The 20,384-nt window shown below is 70.7% G+C and carries 20 protein-coding genes and 1 pseudogene; 9 read left to right on the forward strand and 12 right to left on the reverse strand.

Going from position 1 to position 20,384, the window contains the following annotated elements; genetic code table 11:
* Positions 1–90: 90 nt before the first annotated feature.
* Both JYK18_RS39285 and JYK18_RS39290 read left to right on the forward strand, forming a co-directional pair.
* Positions 91–231, forward strand: coding sequence for a hypothetical protein (locus tag JYK18_RS39285; RefSeq protein ID WP_206808919.1), 141 nt, complete (start codon positions 91–93; stop codon positions 229–231).
* A 199-nt stretch (positions 232–430) separates the two neighbouring features.
* Positions 431–1,156 (forward strand): trypsin-like serine protease, encoded by a 726-nt coding sequence (locus tag JYK18_RS39290; protein WP_206808920.1) that lies wholly within the window; start codon positions 431–433, stop codon positions 1,154–1,156.
* 11 nt (positions 1,157–1,167) lie between these two features.
* Here the strand turns inward: JYK18_RS39290 and JYK18_RS39295 are convergent, their stop codons facing one another.
* Both JYK18_RS39295 and JYK18_RS39300 read right to left on the reverse strand, forming a co-directional pair.
* Positions 1,168–2,724 carry an SDR family oxidoreductase gene (locus tag JYK18_RS39295; RefSeq protein WP_206808921.1) on the reverse strand — a complete coding sequence of 519 codons (1,557 nt, stop codon included), beginning with the start codon at positions 2,722–2,724 and terminating at the stop codon, positions 1,168–1,170.
* A gap of 5 nt (positions 2,725–2,729) precedes the next feature.
* Positions 2,730–3,362 (reverse strand): TetR/AcrR family transcriptional regulator, encoded by a 633-nt coding sequence (locus tag JYK18_RS39300; RefSeq protein ID WP_206808922.1) that lies wholly within the window; start codon positions 3,360–3,362, stop codon positions 2,730–2,732.
* 264 nt (positions 3,363–3,626) lie between these two features.
* On the opposite strand from JYK18_RS39300, the gene JYK18_RS39305 reads away from it, so the two are divergent.
* The gene (locus tag JYK18_RS39305; protein WP_206808923.1) at positions 3,627–4,478 is read left to right on the forward strand and encodes a geranyl diphosphate 2-C-methyltransferase; all 852 of its coding nucleotides are present in this window, start codon (positions 3,627–3,629) and stop codon (positions 4,476–4,478) included.
* Positions 4,479–4,491: 13 nt separating this feature from the next.
* A complete protein-coding gene (locus tag JYK18_RS39310; RefSeq protein WP_206808924.1) occupies positions 4,492–5,592 on the forward strand; it encodes a family 2 encapsulin nanocompartment cargo protein terpene cyclase in 1,101 nt (366 codons plus the stop codon).
* 1 nt (position 5,593) lies between these two features.
* On the opposite strand, the gene JYK18_RS39315 is transcribed toward JYK18_RS39310, so the two are convergent.
* On the reverse strand, positions 5,594–7,573 hold the full coding sequence (locus JYK18_RS39315; protein ID WP_206808926.1) for an amino acid transporter: 1,980 nt from the start codon (positions 7,571–7,573) through the stop codon (positions 5,594–5,596).
* Positions 7,574–7,730: 157 nt separating this feature from the next.
* On the opposite strand from JYK18_RS39315, the gene JYK18_RS39320 reads away from it, so the two are divergent.
* Positions 7,731–8,402 carry an NAD(P)-binding protein gene (locus tag JYK18_RS39320; protein WP_206808927.1) on the forward strand — a complete coding sequence of 224 codons (672 nt, stop codon included), beginning with the start codon at positions 7,731–7,733 and terminating at the stop codon, positions 8,400–8,402.
* Here JYK18_RS39320 and aztD read toward each other — a convergent pair.
* The 4 genes from aztD to aztB are packed head-to-tail and all read right to left on the reverse strand — an operon-like array spanning position 8,383 to position 12,459.
* A complete protein-coding gene (gene aztD / locus JYK18_RS39325; RefSeq protein WP_206808928.1) occupies positions 8,383–9,543 on the reverse strand; it encodes a zinc metallochaperone AztD in 1,161 nt (386 codons plus the stop codon). The genes JYK18_RS39320 and aztD overlap by 20 nt on opposite strands.
* A gap of 14 nt (positions 9,544–9,557) precedes the next feature.
* Positions 9,558–10,451 (reverse strand): zinc ABC transporter substrate-binding protein AztC, encoded by an 894-nt coding sequence (gene aztC, locus JYK18_RS39330; RefSeq protein ID WP_206808929.1) that lies wholly within the window; start codon positions 10,449–10,451, stop codon positions 9,558–9,560.
* Entirely contained in the window at positions 10,448–11,617 is a 1,170-nt protein-coding gene (locus JYK18_RS39335; protein ID WP_206808930.1) for a hypothetical protein, read from the reverse strand. The genes aztC and JYK18_RS39335 overlap by 4 nt, the downstream gene beginning before the upstream one ends.
* A complete protein-coding gene (gene aztB / locus JYK18_RS39340; protein ID WP_206808931.1) occupies positions 11,614–12,459 on the reverse strand; it encodes a zinc ABC transporter permease AztB in 846 nt (281 codons plus the stop codon). The genes JYK18_RS39335 and aztB overlap by 4 nt, the downstream gene beginning before the upstream one ends.
* Positions 12,460–12,507: 48 nt before the next feature.
* Between aztB and aztA the strand changes: the two genes are divergently transcribed.
* Positions 12,508–13,209 carry a zinc ABC transporter ATP-binding protein AztA gene (gene aztA / locus JYK18_RS39345; protein WP_206808932.1) on the forward strand — a complete coding sequence of 234 codons (702 nt, stop codon included), beginning with the start codon at positions 12,508–12,510 and terminating at the stop codon, positions 13,207–13,209.
* 164 nt (positions 13,210–13,373) lie between these two features.
* Here aztA and JYK18_RS39350 read toward each other — a convergent pair whose 3' ends face one another.
* Both JYK18_RS39350 and folE read right to left on the reverse strand, forming a co-directional pair.
* Complete coding sequence (locus JYK18_RS39350) at positions 13,374–13,982, reverse strand: maleylpyruvate isomerase family mycothiol-dependent enzyme (RefSeq protein ID WP_206808933.1); 609 nt, start codon at positions 13,980–13,982, stop codon at positions 13,374–13,376.
* Between the two features lie 92 nt (positions 13,983–14,074).
* On the reverse strand, positions 14,075–14,686 hold the full coding sequence (gene folE, locus JYK18_RS39355; RefSeq protein ID WP_206808935.1) for a GTP cyclohydrolase I FolE: 612 nt from the start codon (positions 14,684–14,686) through the stop codon (positions 14,075–14,077).
* A gap of 78 nt (positions 14,687–14,764) precedes the next feature.
* On the opposite strand from folE, the gene JYK18_RS39360 reads away from it, so the two are divergent.
* Positions 14,765–15,451, forward strand: a complete 687-nt coding sequence (locus tag JYK18_RS39360; protein WP_206808936.1) for a metalloregulator ArsR/SmtB family transcription factor — start codon at positions 14,765–14,767, stop codon at positions 15,449–15,451.
* Between the two features lie 187 nt (positions 15,452–15,638).
* Positions 15,639–16,166, forward strand: a complete 528-nt coding sequence (locus tag JYK18_RS39365) for a DUF1062 domain-containing protein (RefSeq protein WP_242583969.1) — start codon at positions 15,639–15,641, stop codon at positions 16,164–16,166.
* A 42-nt stretch (positions 16,167–16,208) separates the two neighbouring features.
* Here JYK18_RS39365 and JYK18_RS39370 read toward each other — a convergent pair whose 3' ends face one another.
* Complete coding sequence (locus JYK18_RS39370; RefSeq protein WP_206808938.1) at positions 16,209–16,688, reverse strand: Appr-1-p processing protein; 480 nt, start codon at positions 16,686–16,688, stop codon at positions 16,209–16,211.
* A 180-nt stretch (positions 16,689–16,868) separates the two neighbouring features.
* On the opposite strand from JYK18_RS39370, the pseudogene JYK18_RS47270 reads away from it, so the two are divergent.
* Positions 16,869–17,165: pseudogene (locus JYK18_RS47270) on the forward strand (hypothetical protein); the annotation flags it as partial.
* Positions 17,166–17,212: 47 nt separating this feature from the next.
* Here JYK18_RS47270 and JYK18_RS39375 read toward each other — a convergent pair.
* Positions 17,213–19,663 carry an ABC transporter permease gene (locus JYK18_RS39375; protein WP_206808939.1) on the reverse strand — a complete coding sequence of 817 codons (2,451 nt, stop codon included), beginning with the start codon at positions 19,661–19,663 and terminating at the stop codon, positions 17,213–17,215.
* Positions 19,660–20,355: an ABC transporter ATP-binding protein gene (locus JYK18_RS39380; RefSeq protein WP_206808940.1), complete on the reverse strand. Its 696-nt coding sequence runs from the start codon at positions 20,353–20,355 to the stop codon at positions 19,660–19,662. Before JYK18_RS39380 ends, JYK18_RS39375 begins: the two co-directional genes overlap by 4 nt.
* Positions 20,356–20,384 lie beyond the last annotated feature (29 nt).

Raw genomic sequence — 20,384 nt, forward strand, 5'->3', positions numbered from 1 at the left:
TGACGACCCCGTCCTCCCCCGCGGAGGGGAGATCCGCGATTTCGGCGGCGAACCGCCGTCATGAGGCGGACCCCGGGAGGTCGGCAGGGCATGACCGTCCCCACCGAGTCGCCGGAGGCCACTCCCATGCGCCGTTCCACCGCGGACACCCTGACCCTGCGCGCCGTGCTGCTCGCCGCCCTGTGCGGCAGCCTGGTGGTCGCCGCTTACACGGTGTTCAGCAGGTTGTGAGCCACGCCGCCAAATGGCCCAGCGGTACGGATAACACCGGTGCTATACCGCGGGCGCGATGGGCGGATGAATAGGTATTGCTGGTCTGGACCATCCGACTTTCGTCGGTTCCGGGGCCGCGCTTTCCGGTTCGAGAATTGGCGCATCCCCTCCCCCGGAACGCGGCCGTCATCCCGTGCCGCAGAAACGAGTCGGAACCATGCGCCTGCGCTCACTGGCCGTGCTCATCGGCAGTGCCCTGATGGCCCTGATCGGCCTGGCCGCCCCGGCCACCTCGGCCGCCGCGACCGAGTCCGGCGGCGTGCAACCGTTCATCATCGGCGGGCAGTACGCCACGAGCGGCCCGTGGGCCGCCCGGCTGTTCGCGAACGGACGGCAGACCTGCACCTCGACGATCATCGCGCCGCAGTACATCCTGACCGCGAAGCACTGCGTGGCCAGCAGCGGGACCTACACCTTCCGGATCGGCAGCCTGGACCAGCAGAGCGGCGGCACGATGGCCACCGGCAGCACGATCACGCGGTACCCCGGCTCGGCCGACCTGGCCATCGTCCGGCTGACCACCTCGGTCAACGCCACCTACTCCCCGCTCGGCACCACCAGTGACGTCGCCACCGGCCAGACCGTGCAGGTCTACGGCTGGGGCGCGACCAGCCAGTGCGGTTCGGAGATCAACTGCCAGTCGCGGTACCTGAAGTACGCCAACGTGCGGGTCAACTCGGTCAACTGCAGTGACTACTACGGCGGGATCTCGGTGTGCGCCAACCGCATCGACGGCATCACCGCCGGCGGCGACTCCGGTGGCCCGATGTTCGCCTCCGGCCGCCAGGTGGGCGTCGCGTCCACCAGCGACCGGTCGAACAACACCGCGTACACGAACATCACCCGGTACCGCAGCTGGATCCAGCAGGTCGCCGGCGTCTGAGCCAGGTCCACTCAGGACAGACCGCCACCTCGGCGCACCCCCGCGCCGAGGTGGCATTCCCGCGCGACCGCCGCGGGCGTCGCTTCACCGGTCATCCACCGCACCTCGCCCCCGCCAGCCGCGTGCTCGTCCGCCGTCCGCAGCCACCGCGCCCGCCGCCGGGCGGCACCGGGACGAGGCGGCCCCGCCGCGCTCCCGGCCGGGACGAATCCGGGCGGTACCACCACCACGGCCGCCACCCGGCCGGGATGCGCCGCCGCGCACCGGATCGCCGGACCGGCGGTGACCGGGTTCGCGACGAGCACCGGCCGCGTTCCGACCGGCTCCAGCAGTTCGGCCAGCCACTTGTGCGGAGCGACCGCCGCGGGTGCCGACCGTCCCAGCCCCGGCAGGTCGGCGACCATCACCGGCACGGGGCCGAGTTCGGCGATCACCTCCCGCCACGGTTCCGCGCTCGCCTCCGTTCCCTGCAGGAAGACGAATTCCGGCGTGACCCGGTCGCCCGCGACATAGGCGCGGGACCCGGCCACCTCCTCGAAGCCGCCGGGAAGGGTGGCCGGCGCCTCGCCGAAACCGTCCGCGACCAGGCGATCGACCCAGCGCCGCAGTGCGGTTTCGACCGCCGGGTGCCGGATGCCCACTCGATCGGCCGACGCCGTGTCGTACCGGTCCTCGGTCAGGAATGTCAGCGTCTCGGGGTCGGCGCCGGTCAGCGCGGCGGGAAGCCGCCGGATCACCCCGGCGGGCACCCTGAGCTTCGGCGCCCGGACCCCGAGGTGCGCGGCCAGCAGTCGCACCAGTTCGGGCAGTTCCGGCGTGCGTTCGTCGAGCACCCAGTACTTCCCGGCGGGGTGCTCGGGCACCGCGGCCACGAATTCGGCGAAGTGGTCCACGGTCACCACCGGAAGGAACGTCCGCGCATTCCCCGGCAGTACGGGGAGTTTGCCGGTCCACAGGTCGCGGACGAGCGCGGCCAGGCCGACGTACTGCCCGGCTTCACCGGTCACCGAATGCCCGATGACGGTGCTCGGGTTCACCACGCTCAACGGAACGCCGAGTTCCGCCGCGAGCACGCGCACGGCGGCGTCCGCCTCGGTCTTCGAGCCTTCGTAGGCGCCTTTGGCCCGGTAAAGCGCGGTCAGTTCGGTCTCCGGGATCGGGTACCGGGGCGTCGGATCCAGCCCCACCCGATATCCCGAAACGTGGACGAGCCGACGCAGCCGGGGCCGGGTTCCCGCCCACCGCAGTACGTTCACCGCGCCCTCGACGTTGACCGGCACCGCCTCCTCGCGCCGCAGGCCGAACCGGTAGACCGCGGCCGAATTGACCACGTCCCGCACGTCCATGAGGCGTTCGTCGTCAGCTGGGCTCAACCCCAGCCCCGGGCCCGCGGTGAGGTCACCGGTCAAGATCGCCAGCCGATCGACGGCCGCACCGTGCGCCAGCAGCCAGTCGCGCAGACCACCGGGGCGGCGCACCACGGCCGCGACCGCGCGCCCGCGGCCCAGCAGGTGCAGCACCGTCCACCGGCCGAGGAAGCCGTTCGCGCCGAACACCACACTGTCCACTGTGGTCACCCCCGGCCCAGCAGCAGGTCGATCCGGCGGGTGACCCGCTCGACCGGCACCCGGCTCCGATGGGCCCGCGCCAGCACCAGCGAACCCTCGATCAGGGCGAGCACGGTCGCCGCCAGCTCCTCGGCTTCGGCGGGCTCCCGTCCCTCGGCCCGCAGCGCCTCGGCCAGCACACCCTCCCAGCCCGCGTAGATCTCACCGCACAGCGCCTGGAGTTCGCCCTCCGAGGCCGCGACCTCCAGCGCCACGGTCGCCACCGGGCACCCCTTCGCGTAGTCCGCCGCCTGCATCCGGTCGGCCAGCGCGGCCAGGACCGCGGGCACCAGCGCCCGCGCGCCCGCCGCGGTGCGGGCCACCCCGGCCAGCAGTTCGTCGACCTCCTGGCCCGCGGCGGTCAGCGCCTCGCCGACCAGCTGGTCCTTGCCGCCCGGGAAGTGGTGGTACAGCGAGCCCCTCGGCGCACCGGCCAGCGCCAGCACCTCGTTGAGCGCGGTGCCGTGGTACCCCTTCTCCTCCACCAGCGTCCGGGCCGCGCCGATCAGCTTCGCCCGGGTCTGCTCACCCTTGATCACGCGGCCATAGTAGACCGATCTACATAATCTTTGCCAGCCCTGACCCAGCGGCACCTCCATGCCACTGACAGTGAATGGACCTTCAGCCGTTCGGGAGGGAAATGGCGCCGAATGTCGGTGTAACACCATTTCCGCACCGACCGGCAGGCGAGCCGATTAGGCCAGGCAGGCAACTCTGCCCGGCGCCCCGGCCACCCGAGGGTGAACCGCGTTCAGCCGCCTTGTCCGGACCAGGAAGCGAAGTCTAGCGTTGGCCGCATTCGACCCGACTTCGAACAAACATCCAGCATACTAGAGCTGCTGGATTCACAAGGAGCCGCTGGAATGACTTCTCTGGACAATCCTGTGCTGCGCACCGCCTACCAGCGTTCAGTAGCCGACTACTGGAACAAGGAGAAGGATCCGGTCAACCTTCGTTTGGGTGAGATCGATGGTCTTTTTCACCACCACTACGGAATCGGCGGTTTCGACCCGGCCGTTCTGGAGGCTCCCGCGGAAACCCGCGACGACGCGATCATCGCCGAAATGCACCGGCTCGAAACCGCGCAGGCGGACGTGCTGCTCGACCACCTCGGCCCCATTTCCCCCGGCGACCGCCTGCTCGACGCGGGCTGCGGACGCGGCGGCACCAGCGTGATGGCCCACCAGCGATTCGGCTGCCGCGTCGACGGGGTGTCGATTTCCCACCAGCAGGTGGAATTCGCGAATGCCCAGGCGGCCCGGCTCGGCGTGGCCGGGCACGTCACCTACCACGAGCGGAACATGCTCGACACCGGCTTCGAAACCGGCGCGTTCGCGGGCATCTGGAACAACGAGTCGACCATGTACGTGGACCTGACCGAACTGTTCGCCGAGCACGCCCGCCAGCTCGCCCCCGGCGGCCGGTACGTGACCATCACCGGGTGCTACAACGACGTGACCGGCGGGCGGTCGCGGGCGGTCAGCCAGATCGACCAGCACTACATCTGCAACATCCACGCCCGCGGCGACTACTTCAAAGCACTGGCGGTCAACGGTTTCGTGCCGATCAACGTGGTCGACCTGACCGCCGCGACCATCCCGTACTGGGAACTGCGCGCCCAGTCCTCGGTGGCCACCGGGATCGAGGACCCGTTCCTCACCGCCTACCGGGAAGGCAGCTTCCACTACCTGCTCATCGCCGCCGACCGGGTCTGAGGGAGGCAGCGCGATGACCGAGGCCGGAGCGCTCGCCGCCCTGCTGTCCGGGCCCTCCGGCCTCGGCACCTCGGCGGCCAGGATCGCGGCACAGGCCATGCCCGAACCCGAAATCGAACCCGCACCGGAGCCGGGCTACGCGGAGATGAGCTGGGGCGACGGGAGCGCGTCCCCGCTCTACTGCCCGGTGGTCCGGCGCGTCAACGAACCGCTCGCCGAGGAGGTGGACCGCCGCCTGGTGACCTGGGCGGCGGACTGCGGGTTCGCCGGCGCGGGCCTGGAGCAGATCGCCAAGGCGGGGTTCGGCAAGCTGGTCGTGCTCGCCCACCCCGACTCCGACGACCCCGACCACCTGCTGATCGCGGCCCAGCTGAACGCCGCCTGGTGGGCGGCCGACGACTACTACGCCGACGACAGCGAACTCGGCGCCTCACCGACCGAACTGCCGCCGCGGCTGGCGCTGGTGATGGCGGCGATGGACCCGGTGGCGCCCGCGGGCGAGTTCACTTCGGAACTCGACGACGCGCTGCGCGGCGACCCCATCCTGGTCGGGCTGAACTCGGCCATCGGCCACCTTTCCCGGCACAGCAGCGCCGTGGTGGTCCAGCGCGTCTGCTATTCGACGTTCGCGATGTTCGTGTCGTGGGACGCCTACGCGGCCTGGCGCTACACCGGTTCCTACCCGCCGGCGTGGGAGTACCTCGCCGCGCGGCAGCACGACAGCTTCTACACCTCGATGACGCTGATCGACGCCGTCGGCGGTTACGAACTGCCCGCGCACCTGTACTACGAACCCCGCGTGCGCCGGGCGCTGATGCAGGCGGGCACCGCGTGCGTGCTGGTCAACGACCTGTTCTCGGTGGCCAAGGACGCCGCCGACGAGCACCCGGTGTGCAACATGGTGCTGCAGATCGCGGCCGACCGGAACTGCTCGATCGAGGAGGCGACCGAGGCCACCGTCGAACTGCACAACTCGATCGTGCGTGATTTCGAGGAAGGGCACCGGAAACTGCGGGCCGTTCCGGCCCCCGAACTGCACCGCTTCCTCGACGGCGTCCGCGACTGGATGGGCGGCGGGTTCGAGTGGCACGCGACCAACCCGCGGTACCGCTGAGTCACCCGACGTGGATGCGGGGCCGGTGCGCGGGATCCCGTTCGGTGGTCCGCAGGATCTCGCGGACCACCGGCGGTGTGTCGCCCTGGCCGAGGATGAGGTAGCGGAACAGGTGCCCGAGCGGGCTGCCCTCGCTCCACTCGAAGTGGCAGTGCGGCCGCACCCCGGTGTGGTCGCGCAGGCTCAGCAGGATCGCCGCGAGCGCGTTCGGCACCGCCGGGCTGTCGGCGCGCAGGATCCGGAAACCGTCCACCTCCACCCCGCGCACCCGCAGCACGTCGCTGAAGTCCGACGGGTCGACCACGTCTATTTCCAGGAACAACACGTCCGCCGCACCGGGCACCGGGTTGAGTTCGCGCTGCGCCTCCTCCTTTTCCGCGTATTCGGCGTGATCACCGGCCTGGCGCTTGTTCGCGATCACGTTGAGCGCGCCGTCGTGGTTGAGGGAATCGGTGATGAACTTCCGGGCGGTTTCGTCGAATTCGAGGCGTTCGGCGCGGAGTTCGGTGGTCCGGGAGACGCGCGAGATCAGTGAGACCACGATGATGCCGCCGATGAACGCGGCCGAGATCAGGATGCCGTCCGGCTTTTCGATGATGTTCTCGACCAGGGCGTAGAGCAGCACCAGGGTCAGCACGGTGAAGGCGATCGCGGCCTTGGTGCGCCGCGCCCGCGCCGAGGAGATGGTCACCGCGACCGCGCCGGAGACCATCATCGCCAGGATCCCGGTGGCGTAGGCACCCGCCTGCGCGTTGACGTCGGCGCCGAAGGCGATCGTGATCAGCACGCTGATCAGCGTGTAGACCAGCACCACCGGCCGGACCGCGCGGCCCCATTCCGGCGCCATGCCGTAGGCGGGCAGGTACCGCGGCACGATGTTGATCAGCCCGGCCATCGCCGAGGCACCGGCGAACCACAGGATCAGGATGCTGCTGAGGTCGTAGGCGGTGCCGAAGAACTCACCGAGCAGCTCGTGGCCGAGGAAGGCCAGCGCGCGGCCGTTCGCCTGCCCGCCGGGCGCGAACTCGGCGGGCGGGACCAGCGTCACCGTGATCAGGCTGGTCGCCAGCAGGTAGACCGACATGATCAGGGCGGCGGTGGTGAGCAGCTTCCGGGTGTTGCGGATGCGGGCGGCGAGCCGTTCCTCGTCGCTGGCACCGTCCGCGGCGACCAGCGGCATCATGCTGACACCGGTTTCGAAGCCGGACAGGCCGAGCACCAGCAACGGGAAGGCGAGGATGGCGGGCCCGAGCACGTCACCGATCCCGGTGCCGCCCGCGGTCAGCGCGTCCACCCAGCGCGACAACGCGGCGGGCTCGGCGATCAGTTCGACCACTCCGGCGCCGACCACCACCGCGTTGAGCACCAGGAACACCGCGACCAGCGGGATGGCCACCCCGACCGCTTCGCTGGACCCGAGCAGGAAAACCCCGCCCAGCACCAGGAGCAGCACCACGGTCACGAGCACCTCGTGCCCGTGCAGGAAACCGGGCGTGAGCGGGTTCTCCAGCGCGTGCACGGTGGCGTCGGCCGAGGACAGGGTGATCGTGATGATCCACGAGGTGGCGACAAAACCCAGCAGCACCAACACGAAGAGCTTGCCCCGCCAGAACGGCAGCAGGTTCTCCAGCATGGCCACCGAACCCTGGCCGTGCGGGCTCTCCTTGGCCACCCGCCGGTACATCGGCAGCATGCCGAGCAGGGTCAGCGCGACGATGAGCACGGTGGCCAGCGGGGAAAGCGCGCCGGCCGCCAGCGCGGCGATACCCGGCAAATACGACAAAGTGGAGAAGTAATCCACACCGGTCAGGCACATGACCTTCCACCAGGCGTGTGGTTTCGCGTGGGACTCCCCCGCCGCCGGGCCCGCGGGGTGCACCTGGTCGCGCAGCAGCCACCGGGAAAACCCCGAAGCAGGCGGTTTCGGGCGTACCGGGCTGTCCACACTGGCCGGAATCGCCAGTTCGGCGCCTTCGCTCATTCGCCCAGAATGCCGCACCCATTACCGGTAATGCACTCCACCCGGCAGTTCCCGAGCCGAGCGCAAAGAAGTCGTAAAGATTCCGCCAAAGCCCTTTTCGGGCGTCCCCCGACCGGGTCTACTCGCGCCCCATGTGCCGACCTCGGCGGGGGACCCGTTGACCGCCCGCACCCTGATCATCGGTTTCGGCGCCATCGGCGCCTCGGCGGCCAGGCTGCTGCTCTCCAGCGGGATACCCGCGGGCGAGATCGTCACCATCGACCGGCGTCCCGGCGCCCTCGTCGAGGCGGCGAACCTGGGCGTGCGCACGGTGTCCGGTGACGCCACCGACCGCGCCGCCCTGCGGCAGACCGGCATCACCGAGGCGCGGCACGTGATCGTGGCCGTGCAGCCGGACGCCACGGCCGTGTTCATCACCATGGTCGCCCGAGAACTGTGCGGGCCGGAGGCGTTGGTGGTCACCGCGGTCACCGACCGGAAACACGCGGGCTTCCTCCGCGGCGCCGATCAGGTGGTCATCTCCTCGGACACCGCGGGCGCGGCACTGGCCACCGGCGCACTGGGCCAGCGCATCGCGCCCGCGCACCGGAACGGGTCCGGCTGGCTGGTGCAGTCGCGGCCGGTGCAGTCATCGGAAATCGGCCTGTTCCCGCGGGAATGCGATTCCGGTGCGGTCGGGGTGCTGCGCGGCGGCATCCGGCACCTGGGCGCCGACGCCGACGTGCTCCGGCTCACCGCGGGCGACCGGCTCCTGCTCGTGCGGCGCGGTGTGGTGCCGGGAACCCCGCCGGATCCCGGCACCACCGCGGCTACCCCAGCACCCCGCTGACCTCGTTCGGCACGCCGGGCAGCGCACCGGTCGCGGTCTTCGTGCCCGACGCGAGGTCCACCGCGTGGATCTCCTTCTTGTTCGGGTCGGTCACGTAGGCGGTCCCGCCGCGGACGAAGATCGCCGGGCGCGACTGCTGCCACTCCAGCGGTTCCTGCCAGGAGCCGGTCACCGCGATCTTGCGCGTCACCGTGCCGGCCACCGGGTCGATCACGTGGAGCTGCCCGTCGGTGCCGAGCACCAGCCCTTCGCCCTGCGGACCGCGGGCCAGCGAGCGGAAGGTGTAGCTGGTGCCGAGGTCGACGTGCCGCAGCGTGGCGTTCTCGGTGTCGATCAGGGAAATCCGGGTCGGGCGCTCCAGCTCCGCCGCTTCGTCCACTTTGTAGTCCCCGAGCGTGATCGGGGAGACGTCGGAACCGGCCTGGTTGCCGATCCGGCCGTACGGGTCGGGGCTGGTGACCTTGGTGATGGTGCCGTTGCGGTAGATCAGCGCGCCGGTCTCGCAGCCGATCACCACCGCCTCCCCCTTCGCGGCCGCTTCGCCGTGCACACCGGGGCACTGGTCGTTGCGCGCGATCTCCTTGCGGTCCTTGTCCAGCACCGCGATGCCGGGGCGTTCGTCCTCGTTGCCGATGGTGGTGACCAGCTCGCCGTTGGCCAGTTCGACGGCGACGCCGTGGTGCGGTTCCGGCGTTTTGTACTGCGGCGCTGGCAACGGCCCCGAGCCGAGCGACTTCGGGTCGAACACGGTCACCTCGCCGGTGCCGTCGGCGAAGAGCACGGTCTTCCCGGCGTGGCGGACGACGTGGCCCGGCTTGGGCGCCTTGACCTCGTTGTCGGTCAGCACCGCGCCGGCCGCGTCGAGCACGCGGAACCCGGTGGAGGTCGACACCATCAGGTGCTTGTCGTCACCCGCCGGGTTGAGGCGGTTGAAGCCGTCGAGCGGGATGTCCTTGGCCACCTGGAGGGTTTTGCCGTCGAGCAGGTAGATCCCGCCGTCGTAGGTGACGGCGACGGGCTCGGCCACGGTGGTCTTGGCCGGGGCCGCGGCGTTGTCCTGCTGTGCCGGTGGTTCGGAGCCACAGGCGGTCAGCGTGAGCACGCCCGCCGCGGTGAGCGCGGCGTACAGCTTCTTCGTCATTGCGTACCTTTCCATCAGGGGTTCAAGCTCGTCGCGATCGCCTCGGTGTTGGCGCGCATCATTTCCAGGTAGGTCGCCGCGCCCTGGCCGGGTTCGCTCAGCGATTCGGAGAACAACGGGGTCACAGCCACGTGCAGCCCGGCCTGGTCGGCGAGCACGCGGGCGAGCCGGTCCGGCTGCGAGGAGTCGGCGAAGATCGCCGGGACACCGGCGGTCCGAACCGCGTCGGCGAGCGACTTCAGGTCGGAGGCACTGGGTGAGGCGAGCGTGGTGCCACCGGGGATCACCGCGCCGATGACCTCGAAACCGAAGCGCTGCGCGAAGTAGCCGAACACGTGGTGGTTGGTGACGAGTTTCCGCCGCTCGGGAGGGATCCGCGCGAACCGTTCGGTCATGGTGGTGTCGAGCGCGTCGATCTCACCGCGGTAGCGCTCGGCGTTGGCCCGCACCACCGTCGCGTCCACGCCGTCCACCTGGGCGATCACCTGCTCCGCGATCACCGTCACCGCGTCGCGCACCCGGGCGGGGTCGGTCCAGAAGTGCGGATCGAGCGCTGTTCCGCCGGCGTAACCGATCGGGTTCACCCGCTCCCCCACCGGGAGGACCGGCACCCCGCTTTCCTGTGCTGCCTGGACGTTCCGCAGCATGCCCTCTTCGAGGCCGAGTCCGTTGTAGACGATCAATCCGGCGCGCTCGGTCTCCGCGGCCTGCTGCGCGGAGATGCCGAAGGAGTGCGGATCCGCGTTCGGTTTCATCAGCACGGTCACCGGCGCCTGGTCACCCACGATGGTGCGGGTGATGTCACCGAGGATGTTGGTGGTGACCACCACGGAGGACCGGCTCTCGCCCGACGCGCTGCAGCCCGTGACCACCAGCAGCGTGACGAGCGCCAGCAGCAGTCGCTTCATCGCCCGGTCTCCACCAGGTGGCTGGCCTTGCCCGCGACGGTGATCGTCCTGGCACGGCGCAGGTTGTCGTTGTAGTCGATCTCGTACACCTCTCCCGAAGCCGGGTTGTTGACGTAGGCGCGGGTGGTGTCCACCTGGATCGCGGCCCCGGTCGCGTCCGGCATCAGCGGGGTTTTCGCCCGCTCCTCACCGGTGGTTCCGTCGTAGGCGTGCAACACCCCGTCGCGGGTCAGCACGAGCAGCGGCGCGCCCTCGCCGACCGCGTTCACCGCGGCGACCGGCCCGGTTTCCACCCGCGTCCACGCCCGGCGGCTGACGTCCAGCGACCACACGGCGTTGTCCCCGGACTGGGCCGCGAGCGTGGTGCTGCCGGGGCGATGGGTGAACCGGGTCGCCCGTTCGTGTTCGTCCGGGTACGGGATCTTCTCGCCCGTGAAGGTTTTGTCCTTCTCGGTGACCAGCAACGCCCCGTCCGCGCAGCCGAACACCACCCCGCGCCGGGTGACCGCCTGGCCCTTGAGGTCCGGGCACGGGTGCTCGATGGTCGCGACCGGCTTGCCCTGACGGTCGTGGACACGCACTCCCTGCGTGCCGTCGGACGCGAGGACGTGTTCGCCGTAGGGCACCGCGGTGCTCTCGTGCGGCAGGCGGGTGATCCTTCCCAGTTCCGCGATCTCGCCCTTGTCGAGCTTCGCGCGGTCGAGCAGGATCGCCGTACCGTCCGGATAGGACAGTGCGGTCACCGCGGGATCGCTGTACGCCGCAAGCGCTTGCTTCCCCGGTACCACCCCGACTTCGCGGACGGCGGCGCGGTAGTAGTGCACGTGGTCGCCGTGGTCGACCATCCACGAGCCGCTGTCGACCACGTGGACGGCGCCGTCCTTTCCGGTGAGGTAGGCGAACCTGCCGTCGCCGGTGATGTCGCGCACCCCGTCGACCCGGCCCACCGGGTGGACCTGTTCGGTGATCAGGTCCACCACCTGCACGGCGCCCGTTCCGGCGTCGGCCACCACCAGCCGCGACTGCGCCTCGGCGGTTTCCTCGGCGCCCTCGACATACCCGTGCGGTGCTTCCGCGGCGGGTGCGGCTTGCTCCGGTTCGGCCGCACAGGCCGCGGGCAGCACGGCCGCGATGGCGAGCAGCCCCACGCGTTTTCTGAGTTTCATCGCTCGATCTCCGTTGTCGGGTCAAGGAATCGCCGCCGCGCGACGGACAGCAGCGCGGAGGCGAAGAACAGCAGGACGGAGGTGGCCGCGATGCTCGCCCCGGCGGCGGTGCCCCAGTGCCAGGACACGAGCAACCCGGCCACCGTGGCCAGCACCCCCAGCAGCGCGGCGAGCAGCATGATCGTGGTGATCCGGCGGGCCCAGAAGGTCGCCGCCGCGGCCGGGGCGATGAGCAGGCCGAACACCAGCAGCGTGCCGACCACCCGGAACGACGCGACGATGGTCAGCGTCACCAGCGCGAGCAGCACGCCGTTCGCCCAGCCGGGGCGCAGGCCCAGCGTGTGCGCCTTCCTGGCGTCGAAGGTCAGCGCGGCGAACGAGCGGAAACCCAGCAGCGACACCAGTGCCACGACGGCCAGCGTGATCCCGAGGATCCTCAGGTCGGCGGGTCCGACCGCGAGCACGTCACCGAAGAGGAAGCCGGTGAGGTCGACCGCGAACGACTGCGAATGCGAGACGATGATCACGCCGGCCGCGAGCATGCCGACGAAGAGCAGGCCGATGGTGGTGTCCTGCGAAAGCCGCCGCGACCGGCCGAGCGCGGTGACGCCGAGTGCCATCACCCCGGCGCTGAGCGCGGCCCCGAGCAGCGGGTTCACGCCGATCAGCGAGGCGATCGCGACCCCGGGCAGCATGCCGTGCGACATCGCGTCGCCGATGAAGGCCATGCCGCGCAGCACCACCCAGGTGCCGACGAGCGCGCACACCACCGACACCAGCACTCCGGCCAGCAGCGCACGCTGCACGAACGACACCTCGAAGGGGATGAGCAACCAGTCCACACGGGACACTATAGTGGTAATGATTGTCATTATCTTGGGCGGTGTCAGATGAGCGAGAACGTGGCGGCGGTCACCCTGGGTGAAGTACGCGCGGGTTATGACCACCGGGAGGTGCTCCGCGGAGTGACGGCGGTGGTGCCGGAAGGCCGCCTCACGGCGGTCGTCGGGGCGAACGGAGCCGGGAAGTCGTCCCTGCTCAACGTGATCGCCGGGGTGCTACCGGCCTCGTCGGGCACGGTGACACGGGGGGCGGCCCGCCCCGCGTACGTGACCCAGCACAGCGAGGTCTCCGACGCGCTGCCGATCACTGTGCGTGCCACCGTGGCCATGGGCCGCTGGGCCCACCGCGGCCCCTGGCGGCGACTGACCACAAAGGACCGCGCGGTGGTCGAGGAGTGCCTGGGGCGCCTGGACATCACCTCGATCGCGCACCGCAGACTCGGCACCCTCTCCGGCGGCCAGCGGCAACGGGCGCTGGTGGCGCAGGGCCTGGCGCAGCAGTCGGGCCTGCTGCTGCTCGACGAACCGGCGGCCGGACTGGACCTGCGTGCGCGAACCCTGATCGACGAGGCCCTGACCGCCACCCGCCGCGACGGCGTGACGATCGTGCGGGTCACCCACGATCTCGCCGTCGCCGAGCGGGCGGATCACTGCCTGCTACTGCGGGACGGGAGGCTCGTCGCCGAAGGCGCGCCCCGCTCGGTGCTGACCGCTGACCGAGTAGCCGACGCCTGGGGCGTCCCCCGATAGACCAGGCCGCGCCGTCCACGGTGCACACACGGGGAGCCGAGGCCTCCATGGTGCGCGGTCCGCCCGCGGCTTTCACAGTCAGGCCGGGATGTCCACGGCGCGCACAGTCAAGCTGGAGCGCCCACGGCGCGCACGGTCCGCCCGGGCCTTCACAGTGCGCACGGTCAAGCCGGAGCGTCCACGGCGCGCGCGGTCCGCCCGGTGGCGAGCAGCAGCAGGTCCGAGACGGTGCCCCGGATCTCCTGGGCCCCGTCGCCGCCGGTCCATTCCCGGTCGGTGGCGATGAGCCGGGTGCCGGGCAGGCGCTTCCGCGCGCCGTAGAACCGCGCGTTCCAGACGAACTCGAGCGCCTCGACAGCCGCGTCGAGTGGCATCGGGCGCGGCCTGCCCAGCGGCCGGGCGACGTCCTGCCCGTGAATGAGCGCGTCGACCAGCGGATCGAACGGGCTCGCCCCGAGTGTGAGGTGCCGGGAGTCAGCCGTCTCGCGGAGCTGGGCAACCAGTTCCGCGGGCGTGAACCGGGCGGCGCGATCCCGCGCGAGCACGTCGAACATCCGGTGCACGCTGCCACGCGAGCGCAACACGCCCTTGACGGTGAGCCGGAGGGACATGCGCGTGGACAACGTCATGTGCGCGGCGACATCACGCACCGTCCAGCCGTCGCAGAGGGACGGCACCTGCCACTCGTGCTCGTCCAGGCTTTCGAGGAAGTCGGCGAGGCCGAGCCGCTCGGCCTTGACCCAGGCGTGGACCTTGTCGTTGTTGTTCCGCACGGTGCGCTCCCTGTTGTCGGCTGCTCGTTCGCTGTCACTACGAACGAGCCACCGGCGGAAGGACACTCGCCCAGAAATTTCCCGCGGTCGTTTCAGCGAATGCCGGCGAGGCCGAAGAACTCCTGCCGCGACCGGGCGTCCTCCCGCAGCACGCCGTGCAGCGCCGAGGTGACGGTGCTCGACCCGGTGGCCCGCACCCCGCGCAACGACATGCACATGTGCTCGGCCTCGATCACCACGCCCACACCCTGGGGCGCCAGGTTCTGCTGCAGCCAGTCGGCCACCTGCTTGGTCAGGCGTTCCTGCACCTGGAGGTCGCGGGCGTACAGCTCGACCACGCGGGCCAGCTTCGACAGGCCGAGGATGCGCTCGCCGGGCAGATAGCCCACGTGCGCCACCCCGTGGAACGGCAGCATGTGGTGCTGGCACAGCGACTGCACCGGGATGTCGCGGGCCAGGACGAGCTCGTCGTAGCCCTCGTCGTTCGGGAAGGTGGTCAGGTTGAATTCGCGCGGGGTGAGCATTTCGCCGTACGCGTCGGCGACCCGCCTCGGCGTGTCGGCCAGGTGCTCCGACTCCGGATCCTGCCCCAGCGCGACCAGCAGATCCGCCACGGCGCGCTGCGCCGCCTCCGGATCGATGCCGGTCCGCCCGGACACCACCCGCAGCTGGCGGTGCGGTCCCGCCGAGATCGGCGCGGCCATAGGTCCTCCTTCTAACAACAACTCACGCTAACCTTAGAACCACCGAGCCAATTCAGTCAACGGAGATCGTTTTTAGAGATGGACCACACCTCTCGCGCCGCCCAGGTCGCCGCGGTCGCCGCACTCGACGAGCCGACCCGCCGCCGGTTGTACGACCTCGTCGTGCGCCGGCCCGACCCGGTCAGCCGGGACGAAGCCGCCGAAGCGGTGCGGTTGCCGCGCACCACCGTCGCCTTCCACCTCGACCGCCTCGTCGACGACGGCCTGCTCGACGTCGTCTACGAACGCCGCACCGGTCGCAGCGGCCCGGGGGCGGGACGTCCGGCCAAGCTGTACCGCCGCTCGTCGCGGCAGATCGCCGTCTCCCTGCCCGACCGCCGCTACGAACTCGCCGGCCGCCTGCTCGCCGACTCCCTGCAAGAAGCCGAAACCACCGGCGCTTCACCTCGCACCGTTCTGGACCGGCGCGCCCGCGAACTGGGCCGGGAGCTTGGCCAGGCAGCCCATACCGACCCGCCCGCCGACGACCCGGTGATGCACGCACTCGACCGATTTGGCTTCGAACCCCGGCGCACCGGCACCACCATCATGCTCGGCAACTGCCCGTTCCACAGCCTCGCGGTGCACCAGACCGAACTGGTCTGCGGCATGAACCTCCGTCTGTTGCAAGGAGTTCTAGACGGCCTCGCGTCCACCGGCCTGACCGCCCGCCTCGACGCGGCCGCGGGCCACTGCTGCGTGCGCATCACCCCGGAAAAGAAGTAGAGCGGCGCCCTCGTCCGTCGTTACCGTGCAGCCGGACCTGTCGGCTGAGCGAGGACGTGCCGTTGTACCACCTGTGAGACCTCCCAAGCGCTGATCTCGTCGCGCGTCGCGCCCTGAGCGCCGCGCTTCTTCTTGCTGCGGACTTCTCACAGAACGGTGTACTTCTGTGCTCAATCATTGGCTTGTCATGCCCACGCGCCTGCCCTTGGTCCAGCGCCGTTGCCACGCCTGCGCGTCCGACCGATTCCGGGCGAGCGGCAGGTTCCGGGTCAACGCCAACCACAAGCGCATCGATGCCTGGCTGCTCGTGCGCTGCACCGAATGCGGGGACACGGTGAAGCTCACCCTCTTCGAACGGCTGAACGTGCGCTCCATCCGCCCCGACCTGCTGAACCGCCTGCACGACAACGATCTCGGCCTCGTCGTCGCGCTGTTGCAGGACCCGGCCGTGCAGCACCGCAACCGCATCACGCTCGACTGGGGCGGCACCTGGCGCCTGGACACCGGCGGTACCGGTCATCTTGATCGCGAGGTGATCGACGTGTCGGTCCGCTTCGCCGCCCGGATCCCGGTCCGCCCGGTACGCCTGATCGCCGAGGGTTGCCGCCTCCCGCGGGCGGAGGTCGAAAGGCTTTTGACAGAAGGAAAACTCGTCTCGGCGGTGCGCCTGAACACCACGCTCTCCAACGATTTCACCTTCACGCTGAAACGCTGACCCGTTCCCGGGGCCTGTCCAGCGAACAGGCCCCGGGAATCATCACGGCATGTCGTAAACGGTGACGGGAATCCCTCTGCCGACGAGCTCACCGGTGATGAGCGATTCGATCTGCTCCCAACAACCTCCAGCCAAGCCAACACCGATCCGGGGCAGGTGGACGCTGGCACTGAGGCGGCCGGCCTGCGCGGCGAGATGGCGCAGGCACAACCGGACCGCGTCGTACCGAATGGGCGGCCCAGTACTGCGGCTGGTCTTGATGCCGTGCTGGCCAATCATGTTGGCCACCCAGAGTTCGGGCGCGACCTGGACGAGTTGGGTCGCTCCAAGCCCGAAGTCGTTGCCACCCCGGTCGCGATACCAACGGCGGTAAGCGGCCTCGGGCTCCGGCCACCGCCGGGAGACCGCCAGCACGAAGCCCCTGCCCCACCCGCCCCGGTCATTGCAGATGTGGGCGATGACCTTGGGCCCCTCGGCCGAGGGACTCGTCGCGTCGCCGGTCACCCAGCGGATCTCCACCATGATCGGGACCATAACCACGCACACCGACAAAACCGGCCCTCCCTGTTGGGCGGCCTTGTCGCGCCGCCCGGACAACGACCACGTCCTCCGGGCCCCCGCACCGCTACCGGTCTCGTTTTTCGTTGGCAGGAAAAGCATCCGCCCCCCGGCATCGGTACCGCGCTGGCAGACTCCGACCAAATCGCATTACCGAAGCCCCGCACTGGGTCAGCTCGCCCGGCCCAGCCCGAGATCGCACCTTATGGAGCCTGGACCTCACCCATCACCGCCGCGGACGTCGCCGCCGCCGGGAACACGCCCCAGTGGCTCGACGTCGTCGACGGCGAAGTCTGGTGGGCCGAAGCCCGGCCCGGCGAAAGCGGGCGCGTCGCACTGGTCAAGGCCGGCCCCGCCGGCACCGTCGAAGAACTCCTCCCCGCGCCGTGGAACGCCCGCAACCGCGTCCACGAATACGGCGGCAGGCCCTGGCTCGCCGTGCGAGCCGGGCGTCTGTCTAGGGCCTGCCTTGGTTCTGCGGCTCGGTTCTAAGGAGCGATCGCGGGCAACACCTCCGTCTTCGCCGCTCGCCGGGCGGGCCAAAGGGCGGCCAGCACCGCCGCGAGCACCATGCCGACCAGGCACACCCCGATCACCCCGAGCGGTATCGACGCGTCACCAAGCGACTGCCCGAGCATCGCGTGCTGCATCACCGCACCCGCGCCGAGCCCGGCGACCACCCCCAATACCGCCCCGAACAAGGAGATCGCGATGCTCTCGGCCTGCACCATGCGCCGGATCAGCGATCGGGACGCGCCGATCGCCCGCATCATGCCGATCTCCCGCGTCCGTTCCAGCACGGACAACGCGAGCGTGTTCACCACCCCGAACACGGCGATCACCACCGCGACCCCGAACATCGCGTACAGCAGCACAAACGCGAGCCGCTGCGACTCGATGCCCTGCGCGGCGAGCCCGTCCTGATCGGTGACCAGCACATCCGGCCGGTCGGCGAAAGCCGCTTCGATCGACCGGCGCACCGCGGTCGGATCGGAGCCCGTCGCGTAACCCAGGCTGACCCGCTCACCCACCTCCGGCGGAGCCAGCGCCAGGTCGTAGTAGATGCTCGCCTGCAGTTCGGTCGCCTCGTAGACCCCGGTGACCCGAGTGGCGATCGAGGTGCCCGGCCCAGGGCTCAAGGTGATCCGATCCCCCACACCCAGGCCGAGCATGTCCGCCTGGTTCCGGGAGACGACGACCCCACGGGTCAGGTCCGCGTCGCCGGCGGTGATTTTCGGTGACAGCACGCTGGTCAGCGCCGACGGTTCGATCGCCGAGATGTTGCGCCGGGTCTGCCCGCCGGAGTAGGAGATGTCAGCGATCCGGTCGCGGCTGCCCGCCACCGCGGTCACCCCGGGCACCTCGCTGAGCCGCGTCAGGTCCCCCGGCCCCAGCACGGCGTCCCCGCCCGCCGCCGGTCGCAGCACGGTCGTGGTCACCGGCACGTTGGCCCGGATGGTGGAGGCGATCAACTCGGTCAAGGTCGCGCTCAGGGTGCCGAACGCGCACACCAACCCCAGGCCGACGGTGATCGCCGCCGCCGAACCCGCCGTCCGGCGCGGATCCCTGGCCGCGTTGCGCACCCCGAGCCTGGTCGCGGGCGAGCCGCGGCGGAACCGCCGGAAGAACAACGCGGCCAGCGCCGGGGTCAGCAGGAGCAGGCCACCCGTACCGGCCGCCGCCGAGACGAGACCGATGATCCTCGGCAGGTTCTCCGCCGAGGGGTCCGCTGTCAGCGCGACCCCGGTCACCGCGGCTGCCAGCAGCACCAGCCCGGCCACCGTGCGCCCGGCGAAGGCCCGGCCGCGCAGCACCGGATCCGTGCGCAGGGCCGCCATCGGCGTCACCTTCGACGCGCGCCGGGCCGGACCGACCGCGGCCAGCACGGTCACCCCGACCGCGACGAGGTACCCGAGTCCGATCGCAAGCGGCGAAACCCGGTAGAGCACCTCCTCCCCCGGCCGGACCAGCGCGAGGACCACCGGTCCGAGCCCGGCCCCGAGCAGGCAGCCGAGGGTGCCCCCGGCCAGGCCCAGCACCGCGGCTTCGATGACCACCGTGCGGCGGACCTGCCGCCGGGTAGCGCCGACCGCGCGCAGCAGCGCCAGCTGCCGGGTCCGCTGGGTGATCAGCACGGTGAAGGTGTTGCCGATGACGAACATCCCGGCGAGCAGGGCGATCGCCGCCAGCGGCAGCACGGTGAGCCGGAGGTCCGTCCGCGAGGACTCGATGTCCGCCCGTGCCGCCGCGGCCAGCTCGGCACCACTGGACACCAGCCCGGCCGCCACCGGTGGCACGCCCGCACCCGGCGCCAGCGCCAACTCGATCCGGTGATACCTGGCGCCGAACCTGGACTCGGCGGCCGCTTCCGGATAGGCGACCGACGGCACGACTTCGGCCGCGTCCCCGGAATCCGGCCCCATGGTCAGGTAGTCGAACAACCCGGCGACCCGCACCTGTTCGGAGCGCCCCTCCCCGAGCAAGACCCGCACGCCCTCACCTGGCGCGAGCCCGGCCTGCTCCGCGTCGGGCCGGTGCAACACCACCTCGCCGGCTCCCGGGGCCGTTCCGGCAGTCAGCCGGAACCGGCCGGTGTCGTCCCAGTTGGTGCCGGCCCGATCCGGCGCGGTCTCCGTGCGGACCAGCTTGCCGTCGGCTCCGACCAGACCGGCGTGACCCACGCGCACCCCCGCGGCGGCGACCACCCCCGGTGCATTCGCCAGGCGGCCGCGATCGGCTTCGGTGAGCGACGGCCCGGTACCCGCGCTCACCCAGGCCCCGGTGCCGTCCCGGACCGGCCGCTCGGCCAGGGTCGCGGTGATCGAATCGGCCAGCACCCAGCCCGCCACGGTGGCCGCCACCCCGAGCGCGATCGCGCACAGCGTGGCCACCAGCCTTCCCTTGTGCGAGAGCAGATCCCGCAGTGCCGAACGGATCATCGGACGGCACTCCGGTCCCCGGCGAGCGCACCGTCGGGGAGCAGCAGCACCCGGTCCGCGTACTCGGCGGCGCCGGGATCGTGGGTGACCATCACGATGGTCTGGCCGAGTTCGTCCACACTGGTCCGCAGGAAGCGGAGCAGTTCGGCGGAACTGTCGGAGTCCAGCGCACCGGTCGGTTCGTCGGCGAAGACCACCGCGGGCTCGGTGATCAGCGCCCGCGCGCACGCCACTCGCTGCTGCTGCCCGCCGGAGAGCTGGCTCGGGCGGTGGCCGAGCCGGTCGTCCAGTTTCAGAGTGCCGACCAGCCGGTCCAGCAGCCGGGGATCGGCGCGGCGCCCGGCCAGGTCGAGCGGCAGGGTGATGTTCTCCAGCGCGGTGAGCGTCGGCAGCAGGTTGAACGCCTGGAAGACGAAGCCGATCCGGTCCCGCCGCAGTTCGGTCCGCGCGTCGTCGGACAATGTGGACAGTTCCACGCCATCGAGCAGCACCTGCCCGGCGGTGGCCTGGTCCAGCCCCGCCGCGCAGTGCATGAGGGTGGACTTGCCGGAACCGGACGGGCCCATGATGGCGGTGAACTCACCGCGCCGGAAGGTCACGTCGATACCGCGCAGCGCGGCCACCTCGGTCTCGCCGGAGCCGTAGACCTTGGTGAGCCCGCGGACTTCGATCGCGCTGGCTGTTTCTGTCATGGCGCCATCGTCGGGGGCGGGCCGCGGGC

The sequence above is a fragment of the Amycolatopsis sp. 195334CR genome (assembly GCF_017309385.1).
GTDB lineage: Bacteria > Actinomycetota > Actinomycetes > Mycobacteriales > Pseudonocardiaceae > Amycolatopsis.